The 21,610-nt window shown below is 51.2% G+C and carries 20 protein-coding genes and 2 tRNA genes; 4 read left to right on the top strand and 18 right to left on the bottom strand.

The genetic code is table 11. From position 1 onward, the window contains the following. Positions 1-225 precede the first annotated feature (225 nt). The 7 genes from rpsO to ACSZO4_RS05625 all read right to left on the bottom strand — a co-directional run bounded on the left by rpsO (position 226) and on the right by ACSZO4_RS05625 (position 7,114). Complete coding sequence (gene rpsO / locus ACSZO4_RS05655; protein WP_004385056.1) at positions 226-495, bottom strand: 30S ribosomal protein S15; 270 nt, start codon at positions 493-495, stop codon at positions 226-228. A gap of 144 nt (positions 496-639) precedes the next feature. Then, positions 640-1,587 carry a tRNA pseudouridine(55) synthase TruB gene (truB, locus tag ACSZO4_RS05650; RefSeq protein ID WP_437887892.1) on the bottom strand — a complete coding sequence of 316 codons (948 nt, stop codon included), beginning with the start codon at positions 1,585-1,587 and terminating at the stop codon, positions 640-642. After that, positions 1,587-1,997 (bottom strand): 30S ribosome-binding factor RbfA, encoded by a 411-nt coding sequence (gene rbfA / locus ACSZO4_RS05645; RefSeq protein ID WP_437887891.1) that lies wholly within the window; start codon positions 1,995-1,997, stop codon positions 1,587-1,589. The genes truB and rbfA overlap by 1 nt, the downstream gene beginning before the upstream one ends. Before the next feature lie 136 nt (positions 1,998-2,133). Beyond that, complete coding sequence (gene infB, locus ACSZO4_RS05640) at positions 2,134-4,821, bottom strand: translation initiation factor IF-2 (protein WP_437887890.1); 2,688 nt, start codon at positions 4,819-4,821, stop codon at positions 2,134-2,136. A 24-nt stretch (positions 4,822-4,845) separates the two neighbouring features. Continuing rightward, positions 4,846-6,348 (bottom strand): transcription termination factor NusA, encoded by a 1,503-nt coding sequence (gene nusA / locus ACSZO4_RS05635; protein ID WP_437887889.1) that lies wholly within the window; start codon positions 6,346-6,348, stop codon positions 4,846-4,848. Positions 6,349-6,376: 28 nt separating this feature from the next. Continuing rightward, the gene (gene rimP / locus ACSZO4_RS05630) at positions 6,377-6,829 is read right to left on the bottom strand and encodes a ribosome maturation factor RimP (protein ID WP_437887888.1); all 453 of its coding nucleotides are present in this window, start codon (positions 6,827-6,829) and stop codon (positions 6,377-6,379) included. Positions 6,830-7,037: 208 nt separating this feature from the next. Then, positions 7,038-7,114: transfer RNA gene (locus tag ACSZO4_RS05625), tRNA-Met, on the bottom strand. Positions 7,115-7,495: 381 nt separating this feature from the next. On the opposite strand from ACSZO4_RS05625, the gene argG reads away from it, so the two are divergent. Further along, positions 7,496-8,839: an argininosuccinate synthase gene (gene argG, locus ACSZO4_RS05620; protein ID WP_437887887.1), complete on the top strand. Its 1,344-nt coding sequence runs from the start codon at positions 7,496-7,498 to the stop codon at positions 8,837-8,839. A gap of 164 nt (positions 8,840-9,003) precedes the next feature. Here argG and ACSZO4_RS05615 read toward each other — a convergent pair. From ACSZO4_RS05615 to rlmE, 6 genes are all read right to left on the bottom strand, one after another. Then, positions 9,004-9,090, bottom strand: a tRNA-Leu gene (locus tag ACSZO4_RS05615). Positions 9,091-9,101: 11 nt separating this feature from the next. Beyond that, the gene (gene secG, locus ACSZO4_RS05610; RefSeq protein WP_437887886.1) at positions 9,102-9,434 is read right to left on the bottom strand and encodes a preprotein translocase subunit SecG; all 333 of its coding nucleotides are present in this window, start codon (positions 9,432-9,434) and stop codon (positions 9,102-9,104) included. A 227-nt stretch (positions 9,435-9,661) separates the two neighbouring features. Next, on the bottom strand, positions 9,662-10,999 hold the full coding sequence (glmM, locus tag ACSZO4_RS05605) for a phosphoglucosamine mutase (protein WP_437887885.1): 1,338 nt from the start codon (positions 10,997-10,999) through the stop codon (positions 9,662-9,664). Next, on the bottom strand, positions 10,992-11,840 hold the full coding sequence (folP, locus tag ACSZO4_RS05600; RefSeq protein ID WP_437887884.1) for a dihydropteroate synthase: 849 nt from the start codon (positions 11,838-11,840) through the stop codon (positions 10,992-10,994). Before folP ends, glmM begins: the two co-directional genes overlap by 8 nt. Before the next feature lie 97 nt (positions 11,841-11,937). Next, complete coding sequence (gene ftsH, locus ACSZO4_RS05595; protein WP_437887883.1) at positions 11,938-13,869, bottom strand: ATP-dependent zinc metalloprotease FtsH; 1,932 nt, start codon at positions 13,867-13,869, stop codon at positions 11,938-11,940. A 55-nt stretch (positions 13,870-13,924) separates the two neighbouring features. Beyond that, entirely contained in the window at positions 13,925-14,554 is a 630-nt protein-coding gene (rlmE, locus tag ACSZO4_RS05590) for a 23S rRNA (uridine(2552)-2'-O)-methyltransferase RlmE (RefSeq protein WP_437887882.1), read from the bottom strand. A gap of 121 nt (positions 14,555-14,675) precedes the next feature. Here rlmE and yhbY point away from each other — a divergent pair, with 121 nt between their 5' ends. After that, positions 14,676-14,969: a ribosome assembly RNA-binding protein YhbY gene (yhbY, locus tag ACSZO4_RS05585; protein WP_437431727.1), complete on the top strand. Its 294-nt coding sequence runs from the start codon at positions 14,676-14,678 to the stop codon at positions 14,967-14,969. Positions 14,970-15,121: 152 nt separating this feature from the next. Here yhbY and greA read toward each other — a convergent pair whose 3' ends face one another. Next, a complete protein-coding gene (gene greA / locus ACSZO4_RS05580; RefSeq protein WP_437887881.1) occupies positions 15,122-15,598 on the bottom strand; it encodes a transcription elongation factor GreA in 477 nt (158 codons plus the stop codon). A 248-nt stretch (positions 15,599-15,846) separates the two neighbouring features. Between greA and dacB the strand changes: the two genes are divergently transcribed. Further along, positions 15,847-17,280 (top strand): serine-type D-Ala-D-Ala carboxypeptidase, encoded by a 1,434-nt coding sequence (gene dacB, locus ACSZO4_RS05575; protein WP_437887880.1) that lies wholly within the window; start codon positions 15,847-15,849, stop codon positions 17,278-17,280. 77 nt (positions 17,281-17,357) lie between these two features. Here the strand turns inward: dacB and cgtA are convergent, their stop codons facing one another. From cgtA to rplU, 4 genes are all read right to left on the bottom strand, one after another. After that, entirely contained in the window at positions 17,358-18,530 is a 1,173-nt protein-coding gene (cgtA, locus tag ACSZO4_RS05570) for an Obg family GTPase CgtA (protein ID WP_437887879.1), read from the bottom strand. Between the two features lie 15 nt (positions 18,531-18,545). Further along, the gene (locus ACSZO4_RS05565) at positions 18,546-19,511 is read right to left on the bottom strand and encodes a DMT family transporter (protein WP_437887878.1); all 966 of its coding nucleotides are present in this window, start codon (positions 19,509-19,511) and stop codon (positions 18,546-18,548) included. A gap of 95 nt (positions 19,512-19,606) precedes the next feature. Further along, positions 19,607-19,864, bottom strand: coding sequence for a 50S ribosomal protein L27 (gene rpmA / locus ACSZO4_RS05560; protein ID WP_003025030.1), 258 nt, complete (start codon positions 19,862-19,864; stop codon positions 19,607-19,609). A gap of 18 nt (positions 19,865-19,882) precedes the next feature. Continuing rightward, a complete protein-coding gene (gene rplU, locus ACSZO4_RS05555; protein WP_003025032.1) occupies positions 19,883-20,194 on the bottom strand; it encodes a 50S ribosomal protein L21 in 312 nt (103 codons plus the stop codon). A 259-nt stretch (positions 20,195-20,453) separates the two neighbouring features. Between rplU and ispB the strand changes: the two genes are divergently transcribed. Further along, the gene (ispB, locus tag ACSZO4_RS05550; RefSeq protein WP_437887877.1) at positions 20,454-21,425 is read left to right on the top strand and encodes an octaprenyl diphosphate synthase; all 972 of its coding nucleotides are present in this window, start codon (positions 20,454-20,456) and stop codon (positions 21,423-21,425) included. Positions 21,426-21,610: the final 185 nt, after the last annotated feature.

Below are 21,610 nucleotides of genomic sequence, written 5' to 3'. Positions count from 1 at the left end.
ATGACAGCACACCCCTGGCATGCTGTCGTTTAAACCCGATCCTCTATGCATCCTCGCGACTAATGACAACCCTAACCCGTGCTCTTCGGGTAAAGCCTCTCATTAGCCGCGCGAACCTCTGCAACGAAGATCATTCTTAGTAACAATACATTATTGTACCGTTAATTGCTGCCGTCTGGTTGAAAAAAGGGGCCTTACGGCCCCTTTCTATGAAACTCGCCAGACTTAGCGACGCAGACCCAGACGCTCGATCAGCGCAGTGTAGCGTGCAACATCTTTACGTTTCAGGTAGTCGAGCAGTTTACGACGCTGAGAAACCATGCGCAGCAGACCACGACGGCTGTGGTGATCTTTTTTGTGCTCTGCAAAGTGACCTTGCAGGTGGTTGATCTGAGCAGTCAGCAGGGCAACCTGAACTTCGGTAGAACCGCTGTCATTTTCGCCACGACCAAACTCGGAAACGATTTTTGCTTTAGCTTCAACGCTTAGAGACATTTTGAACTCCAGTGATAAAAAAAAGAAAGGGTGCCGATCTCTAATTCAGCAACCCAGGTGCAATGCCCGGACATTGTTAAACAATTACCCCGGCATTGAGCGGCGATATTCTACTCGTAGTGTGTGCTTATCGCAAGGTGAGGCTTAGGCCGGCGGGTATTCAACCACCAGACGACGCGGTGCCAGTCGCCCGTCATCTCCCATTTCCCCCATGCCGATAAACACGGCATCATCGCCTTCTGTCACCCGCACCAGTCCCTCTAATGAGGTAACTTCAGTTCTCACCGGTTGACCATTTTTAAAGTACGCGGCCACGACAGAGGTGATATTAACGACCGGGTAGTCCGCAGCCGGACTGTCCATTGGCATCAATAGCGGATCCAGTAATTCTGCTGGCGGAATATCCTGTGATGCAGCCTGCTCAGCTAATGCCTGCAACTGTTCAAGCGTCACCATACGACTGGCCGGGTATTTGCTTACCGCCAGACGACGCAGGAAAATCACGTGCGCGCCACAGCCTAGCTTCTCACCCAGATCATCAATGATGGTGCGAATATAGGTGCCTTTCGAGCAGTGGATTTCCAGTTCGAGCTCATTACCTTCATGGCGAATAAACAGCAGTTCGTAAACCGTAATAGGTCGGGCCTCACGCGGGACGTCAATCCCCTGTCGGGCATACTCGTACAGTTTTTTACCCTGGTACTTGAGGGCGGAATACATAGAAGGTATCTGCGAGGTGTCGCCCCGAAAGCTATCCAGTGCGACAGCAAGTTGCTCTGCACTAAATGTGACCGGGCGTTCGTCGACAATCTGGCCATCGGCATCAGAAGTATCGGTACGCTGCCCGAGTCGGGCAATCACACGGTAACGCTTATCTGAATCCAGTAAATACTGGGAAAACTTGGTCGCCTCACCCAAACAAATGGGGAGCATACCGGTTGCCAGCGGATCCAGCGCACCCGTATGCCCGGCGCGGTTGGCATTGAAGAGACGCTTCACTTTTTGCAGCACATCATTGCTGGAGGCACCTTGCGGTTTATCCAGCAACAATACGCCATGCACATCACGGCCACGACGACGAGGACGACTCATCAGCCCTCCTTGTTATCGCCGCTTTCATCCGGATTCACACGACGCTCATCATCGTGCTTCACGACGCTGGTCACCAGGTTCGACATACGCATGCCTTCAACCAGGGAGTTGTCGTAGAAGAATGTCAGTTCCGGCACAATACGCAGGCGCATCGCTTTGCCCACTAAGGTACGGATAAACCCGGAAGCATCCTGTAACGCACGAATGCCCGCTTTCACTGAGGCTTCATCCTGGTCGTTCAGGAAGGTAACAAATACTTTGGCATACGCCAGATCGCGGGAAACTTCGACACCGGAAACGGTGGTCATCATGCCCAAACGCGGATCTTTGATTTCGCGCTGCAGGATAATGGCAATTTCTTTTTGCAGTTCCTGTGACACGCGCTGCGGGCGACCGAATTCTTTCGCCATAATAAATTCTCCAGAATAAAGACAAAAAAGGGGCCAAAAGCCCCTTTTTAAATTTCTTGCCGGGTGGCGCTCCGCTTACCCGGCCTACTCATTTTCCACTTCAGATTTTGAGCCGCAGCCCAAAAGATGCGGTGGATTAATCGATGCTACGTTGGATCTCGATAATCTCGAACACTTCGATCATATCGCCAACGCGAACATCGTTGTAGTTCTTAACGCCGATACCACATTCCATACCGTTACGGACTTCGTTAACGTCATCTTTGAAGCGGCGCAGGGACTCCAGCTCGCCTTCGTAGATAACCACGTTGTCACGCAGAACACGGATTGGGTTGTGACGTTTGATCGTCCCTTCGGTAACCATACAGCCCGCGATGGCGCCAAATTTCGGTGATTTGAACACATCACGAACTTCGGCCAGACCAATGATCTGCTGTTTCAGTTCCGGAGACAGTTTACCGCTCATCGCCGCTTTCACTTCGTCGATCAGATGGTAGATGACGGAGTAGTAACGCAGATCCAGACTTTCAGCGTCAATCACACGACGCGCAGAAGCGTCGGCACGAACGTTGAAGCCAACCAGGATGGCGTTCGAGGCAGCAGCCAGGGTTGCATCAGTCTCAGTAATACCACCGACGCCGGAACCAATGATTCTGACTTTCACTTCGTCGGTAGAGAGTTTCAGCAGAGAATCGCTGATCGCTTCCACAGAACCCTGAACGTCCGCTTTCAGCACCACGTTCACTTCGTGAACTTCGCCTTCAGTCATGTTAGCGAACATGTTCTCAAGTTTAGATTTCTGCTGGCGAGCCAGTTTAACTTCGCGGAATTTGCCCTGACGATACAGCGCAACTTCACGTGCTTTCTTCTCGTCACGGACAACAGTAGCTTCATCACCCGCAGCCGGAACACCGGACAGACCGAGGATTTCGACCGGAATAGACGGACCCGCTTCGGTAACTTCACGACCCAGCTCATCACGCATGGCGCGAACACGGCCATATTCAAAGCCGCACAGAACTATATCGCCTTTGTGCAGGGTACCTTCACGAACCAGAACGGTAGCAACCGGGCCACGACCTTTATCGAGGAAGGATTCGATTACCGCACCGCTTGCCATGCCGTTACGGATAGCTTTGAGTTCAAGTACTTCAGCCTGCAACAGAATGGCATCCAGCAGCTCGTCGATACCGGTACCGGCTTTCGCTGATACGTGAACGAACTGGCTTTCGCCGCCCCACGCTTCCGGCATGATGCCGTACTGGGAGAGTTCCTGCTTAACGCGATCCGGATCGGCTTCCGGCTTATCAATTTTGTTCACCGCAACCACAACCGGCACCTGTGCCGCTTTGGCGTGCTGGATTGCTTCAATAGTCTGCGGCATCACGCCATCGTCAGCAGCAACAACCAGAACAACGATATCCGTCGCCTGCGCACCACGAGCACGCATGGAAGTAAACGCGGCGTGACCCGGGGTATCCAGGAAGGTGATCATACCGTTGTCAGTTTCAACGTGGTACGCACCAATGTGCTGGGTAATGCCGCCTGCTTCGCCGGAGGCCACTTTCGTGGAACGAATGTAGTCAAGCAGCGAGGTTTTACCGTGGTCAACGTGACCCATGATGGTGACAACAGGCGCACGAGCTTCTGCCGCAGCACCTGTATCACGGTCGCTCATTACCGCTTCTTCCAGCTCGTTTTCACGGCGCAGGGTAACTTTGTGACCCATTTCTTCAGCGACTAACTGAGCAGTTTCCTGATCGATAACCTGGTTGATGGTGGCCATGGCACCCAGTTTCATCATCGCTTTGATGACCTGAGAACCTTTAACCGCCATTTTGTTCGCCAGTTCACCCACGGTGATGGTCTCGCCAATCACAACGTCACGGTTAACTGCCTGAACAGGTTTCTGGAAGCTCTGTTGCAGAGAAGAGCCTTTACGCTTGCCGCCTTTACCGCCACGAACGGCAGCACGGGCTTCTTCACGATCGGCTTTCGACTCGGCATGCTTGTTGCCTTTTTTAGCCGGACGCGCTGCTTTACTGGTACGCGTACGTCCACGGCCGCCTTCAACTTCACGGTCGTTTTCGTCTTCAGCCTGGCGGGCGTGTTGAGAGGTGGTGACATGATAATCGCTCTTATCTTCTTCCACTTTCTCTTGCTCAGCCCAAGCACCAGCGTTTTCTTCAGCCATACGGCGTGCATCTTCAGCAACACGGCGCGCTTCTTCTTCCAGCTTACGGCGTGCTTCTTCTTCGGATTTACGCTTCAGCTCGGCAGTTTCAGCTTCACGGCGGGCTTTTTCAGCATGGGCGGTTTTGGTCATATCGTCGGTTTGTTGATTGCTCACTTTGTCTTTTTCCGCAACTTCACGTTTCGCTTTCTCAGCAGATTCACGTTTCGCTTGTTCTGCGGCCTCACGTTCAGCTTTTTGTTGCGCCTCGCGTTTCGCAGCTTCTTCTGCTTCACGATGGGCTTGCTCTTCCGCTTCACGCTGCGCTTGCTCTTCCGCGGCCAGGCGTTCTGCCTCTTGCGGATCGCGTTTTACAAAGGTGCGTGTCTTGCGGACTTCGATTTGTACCGATTTACTTTTTCCACCGGTACCAGGAATATTGAGAGTACTGCGCGTTTTACGCTGCAATGTCAACTTATCCGGCGCAGAACCATTTTCACGGTTCAGGTGCGCCAGTAAAGTTTGCTTCTCTTGCGCGGACACAGAGTCGTTAGCAGACTTCGGGATCCCTGCGTCAGCAAATTGCTGTACCAGGCGATCCACGGAGGTCTGTATCTCTGCGGCCAGCGTTTTTACGGTTACATCTGTCATGCTGTTCCTTCCTGCTACAGTTTATTACGCTTCGTCACCGAACCAGCAAATATTACGGGCTGCCATGATCAGCTCACCGGCTTTTTCGTCGTTCAACCCTTCAATATCAGCCAGATCATCAATGCCCTGTTCGGCGAGATCTTCCAGCGTACAAACACCACGGGCAGCCAGTTTGAATGCCATTTCGCGATCCAGACCTTCCAGATTCAGCAGATCGTCGGCTGGTTTGTTATCACCAAGGCTTTCTTCCTGGGCCAGTGCCAGAGTGGTCAGTGCGTTTTTGGCACGCTCGCGCAGCGCTTCAACGGTTGCTTCATCAAGACCGTCGATTTCTAACAGCTCTTTCATTGGCACATAGGCCAGTTCTTCAAGCGTTGCAAAACCTTCTTCAACCAGCACCGTCGCGAAATCTTCATCGATATCGAGATACTTAGTGAAGGTGTCAATGGCTGCATGCGCTTCAGCCTGGTGCTTGGCTTGCAGGTCATCAACGGTCATTACGTTGAGTTCCCAACCGCTCAGTTGCGATGCCAGGCGGACGTTCTGACCGTTACGTCCAATTGCCTGAGCCAGATTACCGGCTTCAACTGCAATATCCATGGTGTGCTTGTCTTCATCAACCACGATAGAGGCAACATCAGCTGGCGCCATCGCATTGATGACAAACTGCGCCGGGTTATCATCCCACAGGATAATATCGATACGCTCACCGCCGAGTTCGGTTGACACTGCCTGAACACGTGCACCACGCATACCTACGCAAGCGCCGACAGGGTCGATACGTTTGTCGTTGGTTTTTACTGCAATTTTTGCACGGGAGCCAGGATCGCGGGCAGCGGCTTTAATCTCAATCACTTCTTCGCCAATTTCCGGTACCTCAATGCGGAACAGCTCGATCAGCATTTCAGGTTTGGAACGGGTGACAAATAACTGAGCGCCACGCGCTTCCGGGCGAACTTCATATAAAACGCCACGGATACGATCGCCTGGACGGAAGTTTTCGCGCGGCAGCATATCTTCACGCAAAATCACCGCTTCAGCAGAAGCCGCCATTCCTTCCGATTTAATTTCGAGAGAAATGTTATCGCGATTCACCTTTTTCACTACACCGGTGATGATTTCGCCTTCCTGACCGCGGAACTGGTCAACAACCATCGCACGTTCAGCTTCGCGAACCTTCTGAACGATAACCTGTTTTGCCGTTTGCGTCGTAATACGGTCAAAGGTTACCGATTCAATCTGGTCTTCAACATATCCACCCACGTCGAAGCTCTCGTCTTCAAAACGGGCGGCTTCAAGGGTAATTTCTTTGGTTGGCTGGGTTACTTCTTCGACAATAACCCAACGACGGAACGTATCGAAATCGCCGCTTTTACGGTCAATGCTGACGCGGACATCGATTTCTTGCTCGTATTTTTTCTTGGTTGCTGTAGCCAGAGCACTTTCCAGCGCTTCGAAGATTTTTTCACGCGGCAGCGCTTTCTCGTTAGAAACAGCTTCAACAACAGCCAAAATTTCTTTGTTCATCGGGGGCCTTTCACCTCAATCCAGACTGTTAAAAGTGGGGGACCAGGTTCGCTTTCTGAATGTTGCTCAATGCGAACACTTCATCTTTACCTTCGACCGTAACGGTGATCATCTCGCCATCGACACCTTTGATAATGCCCTGCCATTTACGACGGTTCTGCACCGCCATACGCAGGACCAGTGTCACTTCGTCGCCCGTAAAACGTTCGTAGTGTTCCGCCGTAAATAATGGACGCTCAAGACCTGGTGAAGAGACTTCAAGGTTGTAAGCGACCGTGATGGGATCTTCGACATCCATCACCGCACTGACCTGGTGGCTAACATCAGCACAATCTTCAACAGTGATGCCATTTTCACTATCAATATAGATGCGCAGCGTAGATGTGCGACTACGCACAAATTCAATGCCAACCAGTTCATAGCCCAGTGCTTCGACTGGTGCAGTGATCATCTCTGTTAATTTTTGCTCTAATGTGGACAAGCCCACCCCCAAGACATAAAAAAAGGGCATAAAGCCCAGTTATTCCGTAGTCAGATAACAAAAAACCCCGATAAATCGGGGCTTTAAATAACTGAACCCTAAAGCCGCAACTGCGGCCTGGAGAACCTTCCGGGAGTATTTTTTTCAAATCCAGCGACGAAGGCATTAAGTCTTCATAGTATATTTGAAAAAGAACACTTCGGGAAAGTGGTTGCGGGGGCCGGATTTGAACCGACGACCTTCGGGTTATGAGCCCGACGAGCTACCAGGCTGCTCCACCCCGCGCCTGAAACGTGGCAAATTCTACTCGTTTAACGGTAGATTTGCAAATAATGCTGGGATTTGGTACCGAAGACGGGACGTAAAATCTGCCGACATTATATTGATAAACATAAGTTACTGTCAACTGCGCTCACTTTGCATTTTATGCGCATGGCTTTATATTAACCGGGCCAAAAGTTTTTCTTGCAGCTTATCGGCATTCAGCGCCATTTTGGCAACGAAAATAGCACTCTTCTCTTCCGGTCATCGCGAAAAGATGTTTAAATGAAAACTCATTTATTTTGCATAATCATTCACTCTATTTTCTTCGGTGTATGGTTTAAAAACATCATGGCGTGGCTGTTAAGTCTCTCACCATAGGTTTATCAAGCAGGGATTTATTTTATGACGACGATTCTCAAGCATCTTCCGGTAGGTCAACGTATTGGTATCGCTTTCTCCGGCGGACTGGATACCAGCGCGGCGCTGCTGTGGATGCGCAAAAAAGGTGCCGTTCCTTACGCGTATACTGCAAATCTGGGCCAGCCAGACGAAGACGATTATGACGAAATTCCTCGTCGTGCTAAGGAATATGGCGCGGAGAATGCCCGCCTGATTGACTGCCGTAAGCAGTTAGTTGCCGAAGGGATCGCCGCTATCCAGTGTGGCGCTTTTCACAATACAACTGGTGGACTGACCTACTTTAACACCACCCCACTGGGGCGCGCTGTCACCGGCACCATGCTCGTTGCCGCCATGAAAGAAGATGGCGTAAACATTTGGGGCGATGGCAGTACCTATAAAGGCAATGATATTGAGCGTTTCTACCGTTATGGTCTGCTGACCAATGCCGAGCTCAAAATCTATAAACCCTGGCTGGATACCGACTTTATTGATGAGCTCGGTGGTCGTCAGGAAATGTCTGAATTTATGATTGAGTGTGGTTTCGACTACAAAATGTCGGTCGAAAAAGCCTATTCCACTGACTCAAACATGCTTGGTGCGACCCATGAAGCGAAGGATTTAGAGTTCCTGAATTCCAGCGTCAAAATCGTTAACCCGATCATGGGCGTGAAATTCTGGGATGAGAGTGTGAAGATCCCGGCAGAAGAAGTCACCATCCGCTTCGAACAGGGTCATCCTGTTGCCCTCAATGGCCAGACCTTCAGCGATGATGTTGAGCTGATGATGGAAGCGAACCGCATCGGTGGTCGTCACGGTCTGGGTATGAGCGATCAGATTGAAAACCGTATTATCGAAGCGAAAAGCCGTGGTATCTACGAAGCCCCGGGTATGGCGCTGCTGCATATTGCCTATGAGCGCCTGCTGACCGGTATCCATAACGAAGATACGATTGAGCAATATCATGCGCATGGCCGCCAACTGGGCCGCCTGCTGTATCAGGGTCGCTGGTTTGATTCTCAGGCGCTGATGCTGCGTGATGCGCTGCAACGCTGGGTCGCAAGTGCCATTACCGGCGAAGTGACACTGGAGCTGCGTCGTGGCAATGACTACTCCATTCTCAATACCGTTTCCGACAATCTGACCTATAAAGCAGAACGTCTGACCATGGAAAAAGGTGAGTCAGTCTTCTCTCCTGACGACCGTATCGGCCAGTTGACCATGCGTAACCTGGATATCACTGATACCCGTGAGAAACTCTTTGGTTATGTTCAGTCCGGTCTGCTGTCATCCTCTTCGGCGGCAGGCTTGCCGCAGGTTGAAAGCCTGGAAAATAAAGCGAAGTAATCTGATGTGCCGTACTGAAGAAAGCCGCGAAAGCGGCTTTTTTTATGCTCTTATGCGGAGGTATCAGGCATAAATCGCCATGACGATATCCAGAAGTCTGTTCTGGCAACGCCTGATGACAGACGAAAAAAAAGACGCTTTTCAGCGTCTTTTTTTCGGAATATTGGTACCGAGGATGGGACTCGAACCCACAAGCCCGTTAGGGCACTACCACCTCAAGGTAGCGTGTCTACCAATTCCACCACCTCGGTACGACTACTTCTTATTTAGGGATATCGCTGCCCGGTTGTACCGGTGCTGCTGGCTGAGTTTGCTCGGCTTTAACCGGAGCATTCAGCGTTTCCCATTCGCTTCCTTTATTGGTTTTGTTGGCATTGATATTACCCAATACCAGGCTGATGATGAAGAACAGCGTACCAAGGATACCTGTTGTACGGGTCATGAAGTTACCAGAACCACTTGAACCAAACAGAGTACCAGAAGCGCCTGCACCAAATGAGGCTCCCATGTCAGCGCCTTTACCTTGTTGCAGCATGATCAAACCAACCAGGCTTATTGCCACAATAAGGAAAACAACTAAAAGAGCTTCGTACATAATCAACCTGTTCCTTGCGGTGTTGCCGCATCTCAGAGCTTCAAACCAATAAAAGCGGGGCTGTTATTTATTCCCACCAGAAGCGGGTGTGAATACTAACCAAAGCGAATGACCTTCGCAAGGGCAATTTAAGCGCATTGTATCAAGTGCGGAAAAAAACAGCAAAAACAGAAAACTAGAACAATAAAAAAGCGGCAAAAGCCGCTTTTTTGAGCACGAACTGGCCATCACACCGCTTTAACGGCATCGGCAATGCGTGTAACAAAATCAATAACCTGTGCTTCGTCTTCACCTTCCACCATCACGCGGATGAGCGGTTCAGTACCTGACTTACGCAACAGAACACGGCCACGGTTCCCCAGTGCCGCTTCAACTTCTGCGGTTACCGCCTTAACGGACTCTTCTTCGAGCGGATCGCTGCTGCCTGCCGTGAAATGAACATTCACCAGCACCTGAGGGAACATTTTCATGCCGCTACACAGATCGTGAAGCGTCATGTGATTACGTACCATCGCCGCGACGATCTGCAAACCAGCGACAATGCCATCACCAGTGGTCGTTTTATCAAGCAGGATGACATGCCCGGAGTTCTCGCCGCCAATGCGCCAGCCTTTCTCCTGCATTTTTTCCATCACATAACGATCGCCGACTTTTGCACGAGTGAAAGGAATACCGAGCTGTTTAAGCGCCAGTTCCAGCCCCATATTGCTCATCAACGTCCCGACGGCGCCACCACGCAGCTGCCCCTGGCGCAGACTCTCACGGGCGATAATGTACAGGATCTGGTCACCATCGACTTTATTGCCTTCATGGTCAACCATGATCACCCGGTCGCCATCACCATCGAAGGCAATACCAATATCGGCCTTTTCTGCCAGAACCCGTGCCTGCAAAGCACGTACATCGGTCGCCCCAACTTCGGCATTGATGTTGACACCATCAGGCTCACATCCCATGGCGATAACCTTCGCCCCCAGTTCGCGGAATACGCTCGGCGCAATATGGTAAGTCGCCCCGTTGGCACAATCGACAACGATTTTAAGCGTATTCAGGCTCAGTTCATTAGGGAAAGTGGCTTTGCAAAATTCAATATAGCGACCGGCAGCGTCAACAATGCGACTGGCTTTACCCAGTTCAGCGGAATCAACACAGGTCAGCTCTTTCTCCATTTCGGCTTCAATCGCCTCTTCTACGGCGTCCGGCAGCTTTGTACCGTCGATGGAAAAGAATTTGATGCCATTGTCATAGAAAGGGTTATGAGAGGCTGAAATGACAATGCCGGCTTCCGCGCGAAACGTACGAGTAAGGTAAGCCACCGCAGGGGTCGGCATCGGGCCGGTGAAGGAAGCGGAAAGACCAGCGGCAGCCAGACCAGCCTCTAATGCAGATTCAAGCATATAGCCTGAAATGCGGGTATCCTTGCCGATGATGATTTTTCGTGAACCATGACGGGCCAGGACTTTACCCGCCGCCCAGCCCAGCTTTAAGACAAAATCAGGAGTGATAGGCGCGTCGCCAACGCGACCACGGATGCCATCGGTACCAAAATATTTACGATTACTCATAGCGTTTCTTTTCCTTCGCTGACAATGTGGCTTCAACCACCCGCATGGCTTCTACCGTCTCTTTCACATCATGAACCCGAATAATATGCGCACCCTGCATCGCCGCAATCACGGCACAGGCCAGGCTGCCACTTAGCCTTTCCGTCGGCCCTACGTTCAGCAACTGGCCCACCATCGATTTACGCGACATTCCGACCAGCAACGGAAGATCAAAGTGGTGGAATTCAGCCAGCCGCGCAAGTAACGCATAATTGTGGGAGAGATTCTTACCGAAACCAAATCCTGGGTCGAGCAACAATTTGTCTTTTGCGATCCCGGCACGTTCACATCTGGCAATCTGGTCAATAAAGTAGCGATTCACATCAGCGAATACATCGTCATAGCGCGGAGCTTCCTGCATGGTTTTTGGCTGACCCTGCATATGCATCAGGCACACCGGTAAACCCGTCGCTGCGGCAGCCTCCAGCGCGCCAGGCTCAGTTAATGAGCGGATATCGTTAATAATGTGCGCCCCGACTCTGGCTGATTCACGAATCACTTCAGGTTTAGAGGTATCCACCGAAATCCAGACTTCAAAACGCTGAGCAATCGCCTCCACAACCGGGATAACGCGCGCCAGTTCCTCTTCCACACTCACGTCTGCCGCACCCGGACGGGTAGATTCGCCACCAATATCAACAATGGTCGCACCGGCATTGATCATCAGGTTGGCGTGCTTAACCGCATCAATCAGCGTGTTATGTGTCCCGCCATCGGAAAAGGAATCCGGTGTGACGTTGAGGATCCCCATTACGTGAGGATGTGAAAGATCGAGAATGCTGCCCTGGGCATGAAGTTTCATGAGTGAACCTGATTTTTACCATAAGCCAATAAAGAAAAACCCCGGAGCATACGCCCCAGGGTTTCAGCAGAAGAACCTGACATCAACAACGGGTAACTTATTTATCGCCCAGTTGCTCTGACATGGTATTACCCGCATTCGGCGTGCCTGGTTCATCGACCGGGCGCGGCGCGCGAGGGGTACCACTGTTGTCAGAATTGCTTGTACCTGGATCTTCCCAACCTGCAGGTGGACGCACGTCGCGACGAGCCATCAGATCGTCAATCTGAGGAGCATCAATGGTTTCATACTTCATCAGCGCGTCTTTCATCGCGTGAAGGATGTCCATGTTCTCACCCAGGATATGGCGAGCGCGGTCGTAGTTACGTTCAATCAGGGCTTTCACTTCCTGATCGATGATACGCGCCGTTTCATCGGACATATGCTTCGCTTTCGCAACGCTACGACCGAGGAATACTTCACCTTCTTCTTCCGCATACAGCAGCGGACCAAGTTTGTCGGAGAAGCCCCATTGAGTCACCATGTTACGTGCCACGTTGGTCGCGACTTTAATATCGTTCGACGCACCTGTTGAAACATGTTCAACACCGTAAATGATCTCTTCTGCCAGACGACCGCCGTAAAGGGTGGAAATCTGACTTTCGAGTTTCTGGCGGCTGGCGCTGATGGCATCGCCTTCCGGCAGGAAGAAGGTGACACCCAGAGCACGACCACGCGGAATAATCGTCACTTTGTGCACCGGATCATGCGCCGGCACCAGGCGACCAATAATCGCATGACCTGCTTCATGATAGGCCGTCGATTCTTTCTGCGCTTCCGTCATCACCATGGAGCGACGTTCCGCACCCATCATGATCTTGTCTTTCGCTTTCTCGAACTCAACCATAGAGACGACGCGCTTGTTACCGCGGGCAGCAAACAATGCCGCTTCGTTCACCAGGTTTGCAAGATCGGCACCCGAGAAGCCAGGCGTACCACGTGCAATGATCGCAGCATCGATGTCCGGAGACAGCGGCACACGGCGCATATGCACTTTCAGGATCTGTTCACGGCCGCGAACATCCGGCAGCCCAACCACAACCTGACGGTCGAAACGACCTGGACGCAGCAGTGCCGGGTCAAGTACGTCCGGACGGTTAGTTGCCGCAATGACGATAATGCCTTCATTGCCTTCGAAACCATCCATCTCAACCAGCATCTGGTTCAGCGTCTGCTCACGTTCATCATGACCACCGCCCAGACCTGCGCCACGCTGGCGGCCTACGGCGTCAATTTCATCGATGAAGATGATGCACGGTGCGGCTTTCTTGGCTTGTTCGAACATGTCACGCACACGAGATGCGCCGACACCGACAAACATTTCTACAAAGTCAGAACCGGAAATGGTAAAGAACGGCACTTTGGCTTCACCGGCGATAGCTTTCGCCAGCAGCGTTTTACCGGTACCCGGAGGCCCCACCATCAGAACGCCTTTCGGGATTTTACCTCCCAGCTTCTGGAAGCGGCTTGGCTCACGGAGATACTCAACCAGCTCACCGACTTCTTCTTTTGCTTCATCGCAACCTGCGACGTCAGCAAAAGTGGTTTTAATCTGATCTTCGGTGAGCATACGCGCCTTGCTCTTGCCGAACGACATGGCGCCTTTGCCACCCCCGCCCTGCATCTGGCGCATAAAGAATATCCAGACCCCAATCAGCAACAGCATCGGGAACCAGGAAATAAAGATTGAAGCCAGCAGGCTAGGCTCTTCCGGCGGCTCTCCCACCACTTTGACGTTTTTAGTCAAAAGGTTATCAAGCAGTTTCGGATCGTTCACCGGGATGTAAGTCGTGTAACGGTTACTATCTTTCTTGGTAACGTTGATCTCACGTCCGTTGATACGCGCTTCGCGAACCTGGTCCTGATTGACCTCTTGCAGGAAGGTAGAGTAATCCACCTTACGGCCATTAGACTCGCTGGGCCCAAAGCTCTGGAATACTGACATCAGCACGACGGCAATGACCAGCCAGAGTATTAGGTTTTTCGCCATGTCACTCAAGGGATTAACCTCATATTACAACTGTGTTAAAAACAGCGTCAGGTTACTATAGTTTTCGCCCGGTCGCTACAATGTACACTTCTCGTGAACGGGCACGGGAAGAGTCCGGCTTACGAACTTTCACTTTCGTAAACAGGGAGCGAATTTCTCGAAGATACTCATCAAATCCTTCGCCCTGAAACACTTTCACTAAAAAACTACCGCCTGGTGCCAGCACATCTCTACACATGCCCAGCGCCAGTTCAACCAGATACATTGAGCGGGGAATATCAACCGCCGGCGTACCACTCATATTCGGTGCCATATCGGACATAACAACCTGAACTTTGCTGTCGCCGACGCGATCCAGTAACGCTTTCAGGACTAATTCATCACGAAAATCGCCCTGAAGGAAGTCCACACCAACGATTGGATCCATAGGCAAAAGATCGCAAGCGATGATACGTCCTGTCCCACAGATTTGCGTCACGGCGTATTGAGACCAACCGCCAGGTGCCGCACCGAGATCGACTACCGTCATTCCCGGCTTAAAAAGTTTGTCACTTTGCTGTATTTCATCAAGTTTAAACCAGGCACGGGAACGTAACCCCTTTTTCTGTGCCTCTTGAACATATTTATCGCTAAAGTGTTCCTGAAGCCAGCGGCTCGAGCTGGCAGAACGCTTTTTACCTGTCATTTAACATTCCGTCTGGGTTCATCATATACAGCAACGTAAAATTCCACGCAGCGATTTGGTGATATAAGGGAGATGGCGGTAGAATGACCCGTTTTCAATCCCAACGTAAGCAAAATATACGATGAATCTTAGTACTAAACAAAAACAGCACCTGAAAGGTCTGGCACATCCGCTCAAGCCGGTCGTTATGCTTGGCAACAATGGTTTGACCGAAGGGGTGCTGGCCGAGATCGAACAAGCGTTAGAGCACCATGAACTTATCAAGGTCAAAATCGCTACTGAAGACCGCGAGAATAAAACCTTGATCGTGGAAGCGATCGTGCGCGAAACCGGCGCCTGTAACGTACAGGTCATCGGGAAAACGCTGGTGCTTTATCGTCCTGCTAAAGAGCGCAAAATCTCGCTACCACGTTAAGGATATCCTGAATTGAACACAAAATCTGTGTAAAACGAGGGGTTTTCGCTGGTAGACGAGCAAAATGCCATGCTCATGAAGTTGTTAAAAGGCCGCAGTGCGGCCTTTTTCTTTTCTTTACAATACGTCAACAAGTGATTGTTGCGAAACCATCAGATGTATTCAACCTTGATAATTTCGAATTCAACGTCGCCGCCTGGGGTGCGAATGTTGACAACATCATCCTGCTCTTTACCTACCAGACCACGGGCGATAGGCGAGTTTACCGAGATCAGATTCTGTTTAAAATCCGCTTCGTCGTCACCCACAATACGATAAGTTTGCTCTTCATCGTTATCGAGATTCAGAACAGTCACTGTAGAACCAAAAATTACGCGACCGTTGTTCGGGATTTTAGAAATATCGATCACCTGCGCATTGGACAGTTTGGCTTCAATGTCCTTAATACGCCCTTCACAAAAACCCTGCTGCTCACGCGCGGCGTGATACTCAGCGTTTTCTTTCAGGTCACCATGCTCACGCGCTTCCGCAATGGCGGCAATAATGACGGGGCGACGCACAGACTTCAGATGGTCCAGCTCTTCGCGAAGTTTTTCGGCACCACGTAAGGTCATCGGAATAGCTTGCATTTTTATACCTCTTAAACATTCCTGTATGGAGCAATCGTTCTGCCCCGGCAGCTATATCTGGCCGCAAAAGGCAGATAACCCCGGACCAGAAGCAAAAGAAAACTGACCCGGAGACAAAGTTCCAGGTCAGCGGCAATTTTTCAATTTGATACGTATTTTAACCGGAAGTTCACTATGGGTCATCGTTTACTTTCCGGGTCGATGCGCCGTAGTATGACGGCTTGTTTCCAGGTTGTTAGCGCGAGATTATGCGATTTTCCAGATTTATCATCGGATTGACCACAAGTATAGCCCTGAATGTTCAGGCCGCGAATGTCGACGAGTACATTAATCAGCTGCCTGATGGCGCAAACCTCGCCCTTATGGTGCAGAAAGTGGGCGCTTCAGATGCAGAAATCGACTATCACGGTAAACAGATGGCTCTGCCTGCCAGTACACAAAAGGTTATTACCGCACTGGCCGCTCTGCTGCAACTTGGCCCGGATTTCCGTTTTACCACCACTCTGGAAAGCAAAGGCACCCTCAACAATGGCGTGCTAAAAGGTGATTTGATTGCCCGATTTGGTGGCGATCCGACGCTAAAGCTTCAGAACATCCGCAATATGGTCGCCACGCTGAAAAAATCAGGGGTACAAAAGATCGAGGGAAATATACTGATCGACACCTCGATTTTTGCCAGCCATGACAAAGCCCCCGGCTGGCCCTGGAATGATATGACCCAGTGCTTCAGCGCGCCACCGGCGGCGGCGATTGTCGATCGTAATTGTTTCTCGGTTTCGTTATACAGCGCGCAAAAAGCCGGCGATCTGGCTTATATCCGCGTCGCCTCTTACTACCCGGTCAATATGTTCAGTCAGGTTCGCACCCTGGCTCGCGGCTCTGCAGATGCGCAGTTTTGCGAGCTGGATGTGGTGCCTGGCGACTTAAACCGGTTCACTCTGACAGGTTGTCTGCCCCAGCGCAGCGAGCCGCTTCCTTTGGCTTTCGCCATTCAGGACGGAGCCAGCTATGCCGGCGCTATCCTTAAAGCCGAACTGGCCGATGCGGGGATCAGCTACAGCGGCACCTTGTTACGTCAGACCCTGGTGAATGAGCCAGGTACAGTGATCGCCTCCACGCAGTCTGCTCCTCTGCATGAACTTCTTAAAATAATGCTGAAGAAATCGGACAATATGATTGCCGATACGGTATTTCGAATGATTGGCCATGCCCGCTTCGGCGTGCCCGGCACCTGGCGCGCTGGCTCAGACGCCGTACGACAGATTTTGCGCCAGCAGGCAGGTGTCGACATTGGCAATACCATTATTGCCGATGGTTCCGGCCTGTCGCGTCATAACCTGATTGCTCCGGCAACCATGATGCAGGTGTTGCAGTATATTGCTCAGCACGATAGCGAGCTCAACTACATCTCCATGCTGCCACTGGCGGGTCATGACGGCTCATTGCAGTATCGCGCAGGCCTCCATGAGGCAGGTGTTGACGGTAAAGTCTCCGCCAAAACGGGTTCATTGCAGGGCGTCTACAACCTGGCAGGTTTTATTACCACCGCCAGCGGCCAGCGAATGGCATTTGTGCAGTACCTTTCAGGCTATGCGGTCGAACCGGCGGACCAACGTAATCGCCGTATTCCACTGGTACGTTTTGAAAGCCGTTTATACAAAGATATCTACCAGAACAACTAATAAAAAAGCCGGGAAGCGTTTCTTCGCTTGCCCGGCTTTTCGTCTCGTCGATAGCCTCTGGGGCTTACACGACAGCGTTAACGTTTATAGATGAACTCGACACCTTCTTCGTCGTCTTCATCCCAGTCGTCATCATCCAAATCGTCTTCTTCAATCTCTGCTTCTTCGAGCTGCTGACGATGGTAATCGTCCCACATAAACTCAACTTTCGCAGGCTGCGTTTCTTCCTGAGCCTTAGCCACTGGATTTTCGATGATAAAGGTCATCACGTCCCAGCAGAGATCTTTTACACCCTGTTGGCTGGCGGCAGAGATCAGGTAATACTTATCTTCCCAACCCAGCGCATCGGCAATCTCTTTCGCTTTGGCTTCTGCCGTCGCTTTATCCATCATGTCGATTTTGTTGAACACCAACCAACGCGGTTTAGCAGCTAACTGCTCGCTGTATTTTTCCAGCTCACCGATGATGATCCGCGCATTTTCAACCGGATCGGAACCGTCGATCGGCTCAATATCAATCAGGTGCAGCAAAACGCGGCAACGCTCAAGGTGTTTCAGGAAGCGAATCCCCAGGCCTGCGCCTTCAGCAGCACCTTCAATCAGACCTGGAATATCGGCAACCACAAAGCTCTTTTCGTTGTCCATACGAACAACGCCCAGGCTTGGCACCAGCGTGGTAAACGGATAATCGGCCACTTTCGGTTTTGCCGCAGAAACTGCGCGAATGAAGGTGGATTTACCCGCATTAGGCATCCCCAGCATACCGACGTCTGCCAGCAGCATCAGCTCCAGTTCCAGCTCGCGCTTATCGCCTGGCGTACCCATCGTTTTTTGACGTGGAGTACGGTTTACAGAGGATTTGAAACGGGTGTTGCCCAGACCATGCCAGCCGCCTTTTGCTACCATCAGACGTTGACCGTGGTTGGTCATATCGCCCATGGTTTCGCCAGTGCCCTGGTCGATGACTCGCGTCCCCATAGGAACTTTGACAGTCACGTCTTTGCCGCGCTTACCGGTACAGTCACGGCTCTGGCCATTCTGGCCACGTTCCGCACGGAAGGACTTTTCAAAACGGTAATCGATCAGGGTGTTCAGGTTTTCGTCCGCTTCAAGCCAGACATCGCCACCATCACCACCATCACCACCATCAGGGCCACCATGGGGAATGTATTTCTCGCGGCGGAAGCTCACGCAACCATTGCCGCCATCACCTGCTACGACCAGGATCGTCGCTTCATCAACAAACTTCATTTTACTCTCCGTTATTCATTCGCCTGCGCGGGGCAATGTGACTGTCACTTCACGCTTACGCCATCGTCCCCAGAGACGATGACCAATGGCGGAATACATCGCTCCCGCAACCACGACAAACGCACCGAGATAACCGATAAGGTTTAACATCGGTCTGGCGAAAAGATCGGGCCAGGCCATTGATAATAAATCCGAAAAAAGCAGTGTAAACAGGGGAGTCAGCGTAATTAACGCACTCACCTGAGCAGCCTGCCAGCGCGCCATCGCTTCTGCGAGCGCACCGTAACCTACCAGCGTATTGAGGCCGCAAAAAATCAAACATGCCAGTTGCCAGCTATCGAGCTGAAAAATGACTGCAGGTTTTGCCAGCGGCAATAACGCCATTGTACATAAAGTGTACAGCAAAAAGAGGATTTGCTGTGAGGCCAGACGGCGCAATAAAACTTTTTGCGCAACCCCATAGCTCACCCAGACCGTGGATGCTGCAACACCAAAGATCACACCCCAGGTGTAATCGGTCAGCCGGGTAAATATTTCCACCAGACTGGTGTTAAAAAACATCGCCAGTCCGCTTATCAGCATCAGGGCACCCACTACCTGAGTGCCGCGCATCTTCTCTTTCAGGATAAACACGCTGGCAACCATCATGCCGACCGGAGCAAGCTGGCCAATAACCTGTGAGGCTGTCGGGCTGACATATTGCAAAGAGGAGCTGAACAGGATGAAGTTCCCGAACAGGCCTCCGGTTGCGATTGCCAGTAATAGCAACCACCTGGGCTTACGAAAAATACGTAAAGGCGGGAGCTTACGGTTGCAGGCAAGAATGATACCAAGGCCTATTCCCGCCATCAAAAAGCGATAAAACACCACCGTCGGGGGTTCCATCACCTCCAGCACTTGCTTCATCGCAATTGGCAACGCCCCCCAGCACATTGCGGTAGTCAGTGCCAGAAGGATACCAATGCCTGCCTGCTGTTTCATGCCCGTGTTCCCTGCCAGAATTTCACCGGACTTTTAATGTAAAAAGCCCCGCAACGTGTTGCGGGGCTTTTATCCGTTACCGGGACGCGAAAAACTTATTCAGCAACGATGCTGATGAACTTACGGTTTTTCGGGCCTTTAACTTCAAATTTCACTTTACCGTCTGCTTTAGCAAACAAAGTGTGGTCTTTGCCGCAACCAACGTTAGAGCCAGCGTGGAATTTGGTACCACGTTGACGAACGATGATGCTACCAGCCAGAACTGTTTCGCCGCCAAAACGCTTCACGCCCAGGCGTTTAGCTTCTGAGTCACGACCGTTACGAGTCGAGCCACCAGCCTTTTTATGTGCCATTTAATCTGCTCCCCTGTCTTAAGCGCTGATGCCAGTGATTTTCACATCAGTGAACCACTGACGATGGCCCTGCTGCTTACGGTAGTGTTTACGACGACGAAACTTAACGATTTTAACTTTCTCGCCACGACCATGAGCAACAACTTCAGCTTTGATTACGCCGCCATCAACGAAAGGAACGCCGATTTTGACTTCTTCACCGTTTGCGATCATCAGAACTTCAGCGAATTCAACAGATTCGCCAGTTGCGATGTCCAGCTTTTCCAGGCGAACGGTCTGACCTTCGCTTACTCGGTGTTGTTTACCACCACTTTGGAAAACCGCGTACATAAAAAACTCCGCTTCTGCGCACAGCTTATTAATTATTAAGAGCGCGCTAAAAATATTCACAATAGGGCGCGAATATTACGCAAAACCTGCGCCTTTGACAAGTGCTAGCATCACTCCATGAAGAAAAAAAACACAACACGTACTGCGACGTTTATCTGGCGCGTTTTTTCAGTACAATCAGCAATACTATTCTAACCCGTAACCCTTTGTTATCCCATTTTGATATGTGGTAAACAGGACTGAAAGCCCGGCTTTTGCGATGAATTTAGAAAAAATCAATGAGTTAACCGCGCAAGATATGGCGGGTGTTAATGCGACGATCCTACAGCAGCTCAACTCGGATGTTCAGTTAATCAACCAGTTGGGTTATTACATCGTGAGCGGTGGCGGTAAACGGATCCGTCCGATGATCGCTGTACTCGCGGCTCGCGCGGTGGGTTATGAAGGTAATGCGCATGTCACTATCGCTGCGTTAATCGAGTTTATCCACACTGCCACCCTCTTACACGACGATGTTGTGGATGAGTCCGATATGCGTCGTGGCAAAGCGACGGCTAACGCCGCTTTTGGCAATGCCGCCAGCGTGTTAGTCGGGGACTTTATCTATACACGCGCGTTTCAGATGATGACCAGCCTGGGGTCATTACGCGTGCTGGAGGTGATGTCCGAGGCGGTGAACGTTATTGCTGAAGGCGAAGTTTTGCAGTTGATGAACGTCAACGACCCCAATATCAGCGAAGAAAACTATATGCGCGTCATCTACAGCAAAACGGCGCGCCTGTTCGAAGCGGCTGCACAATGTTCAGGCATGCTGGCGGAGTGTACGCAAGCTCAGGAAAATGGCCTGAAGGATTATGGTCGCTATCTGGGTACAGCATTCCAGCTGATTGATGATTTACTGGATTACAGTGCAGACGGTGAAACGCTCGGTAAAAATACCGGGGATGACCTTAACGAAGGCAAACCGACGTTACCGCTACTCCATGCGATGCACCACGGCACACCAGAGCAGGCACGCATGATTCGCGAGGCCATTGAACAGGGGAATGGTCGTCATCTTCTGGAACCGGTTCTGGAAGCGATGGCCGAATGTGGTTCCCTGGAGTGGACCCGCCAACGCGCAGAGGAAGAAGCAGACAAAGCCATCAGCGCCCTGCAAGTCCTTCCTGATTCTCCGTGGCGTGAAGCCCTTATTGGCCTGGCGCATATCGCCGTTCAGCGCGACCATTAATCGCAAAAACTTTCCCGCTATAAAGAGCGGGAAAGTTTCAAAAAATCCTCTCATAGCATCTATAAAACCGCAATAAACCCACACTTCTCAGTCTTGGTGAATTCTTAATTTAAAAGAACTTACATGAACTTTTTAGATCTCAAGCTCCTGCATATGTATATTGGCACATACTGACTTACTGTCAT

Source organism: Phytobacter sp. V91, assembly GCF_965644225.1.
In the GTDB taxonomy this organism is placed as follows: Bacteria; Pseudomonadota; Gammaproteobacteria; order Enterobacterales; family Enterobacteriaceae; genus CBFFRJ01.
This window is presented reverse-complemented; position numbering and strand designations above follow the sequence as displayed.

What these genes read in the sequence shown, in the direction of transcription:
- rpsO (WP_004385056.1), bottom strand. Translation starts at nt 495, where the DNA reads ATGTCTCTAAGCGTTGAAGCTAAAGCAAAAATCGTTTCCGAGTTTGGT.
- truB (WP_437887892.1), bottom strand. Translation starts at nt 1,587, where the DNA reads ATGAGTCGTCCTCGTCGTCGTGGCCGTGATGTGCATGGCGTATTGTTG.
- rbfA (WP_437887891.1), bottom strand. Translation starts at nt 1,997, where the DNA reads ATGGCGAAAGAATTCGGTCGCCCGCAGCGCGTGTCACAGGAACTGCAA.
- infB (WP_437887890.1), bottom strand. Translation starts at nt 4,821, where the DNA reads ATGACAGATGTAACCGTAAAAACGCTGGCCGCAGAGATACAGACCTCC.
- nusA (WP_437887889.1), bottom strand. Translation starts at nt 6,348, where the DNA reads ATGAACAAAGAAATTTTGGCTGTTGTTGAAGCTGTTTCTAACGAGAAA.
- argG (WP_437887887.1), top strand. Translation starts at nt 7,496, where the DNA reads ATGACGACGATTCTCAAGCATCTTCCGGTAGGTCAACGTATTGGTATC.
- secG (WP_437887886.1), bottom strand. Translation starts at nt 9,434, where the DNA reads ATGTACGAAGCTCTTTTAGTTGTTTTCCTTATTGTGGCAATAAGCCTG.
- glmM (WP_437887885.1), bottom strand. Translation starts at nt 10,999, where the DNA reads ATGAGTAATCGTAAATATTTTGGTACCGATGGCATCCGTGGTCGCGTT.
- folP (WP_437887884.1), bottom strand. Translation starts at nt 11,840, where the DNA reads ATGAAACTTCATGCCCAGGGCAGCATTCTCGATCTTTCACATCCTCAC.
- ftsH (WP_437887883.1), bottom strand. Translation starts at nt 13,869, where the DNA reads ATGGCGAAAAACCTAATACTCTGGCTGGTCATTGCCGTCGTGCTGATG.
- rlmE (WP_437887882.1), bottom strand. Translation starts at nt 14,554, where the DNA reads ATGACAGGTAAAAAGCGTTCTGCCAGCTCGAGCCGCTGGCTTCAGGAA.
- yhbY (WP_437431727.1), top strand. Translation starts at nt 14,676, where the DNA reads ATGAATCTTAGTACTAAACAAAAACAGCACCTGAAAGGTCTGGCACAT.
- greA (WP_437887881.1), bottom strand. Translation starts at nt 15,598, where the DNA reads ATGCAAGCTATTCCGATGACCTTACGTGGTGCCGAAAAACTTCGCGAA.
- dacB (WP_437887880.1), top strand. Translation starts at nt 15,847, where the DNA reads ATGCGATTTTCCAGATTTATCATCGGATTGACCACAAGTATAGCCCTG.
- cgtA (WP_437887879.1), bottom strand. Translation starts at nt 18,530, where the DNA reads ATGAAGTTTGTTGATGAAGCGACGATCCTGGTCGTAGCAGGTGATGGC.
- ACSZO4_RS05565 (WP_437887878.1), bottom strand. Translation starts at nt 19,511, where the DNA reads ATGAAACAGCAGGCAGGCATTGGTATCCTTCTGGCACTGACTACCGCA.
- rpmA (WP_003025030.1), bottom strand. Translation starts at nt 19,864, where the DNA reads ATGGCACATAAAAAGGCTGGTGGCTCGACTCGTAACGGTCGTGACTCA.
- rplU (WP_003025032.1), bottom strand. Translation starts at nt 20,194, where the DNA reads ATGTACGCGGTTTTCCAAAGTGGTGGTAAACAACACCGAGTAAGCGAA.
- ispB (WP_437887877.1), top strand. Translation starts at nt 20,454, where the DNA reads ATGAATTTAGAAAAAATCAATGAGTTAACCGCGCAAGATATGGCGGGT.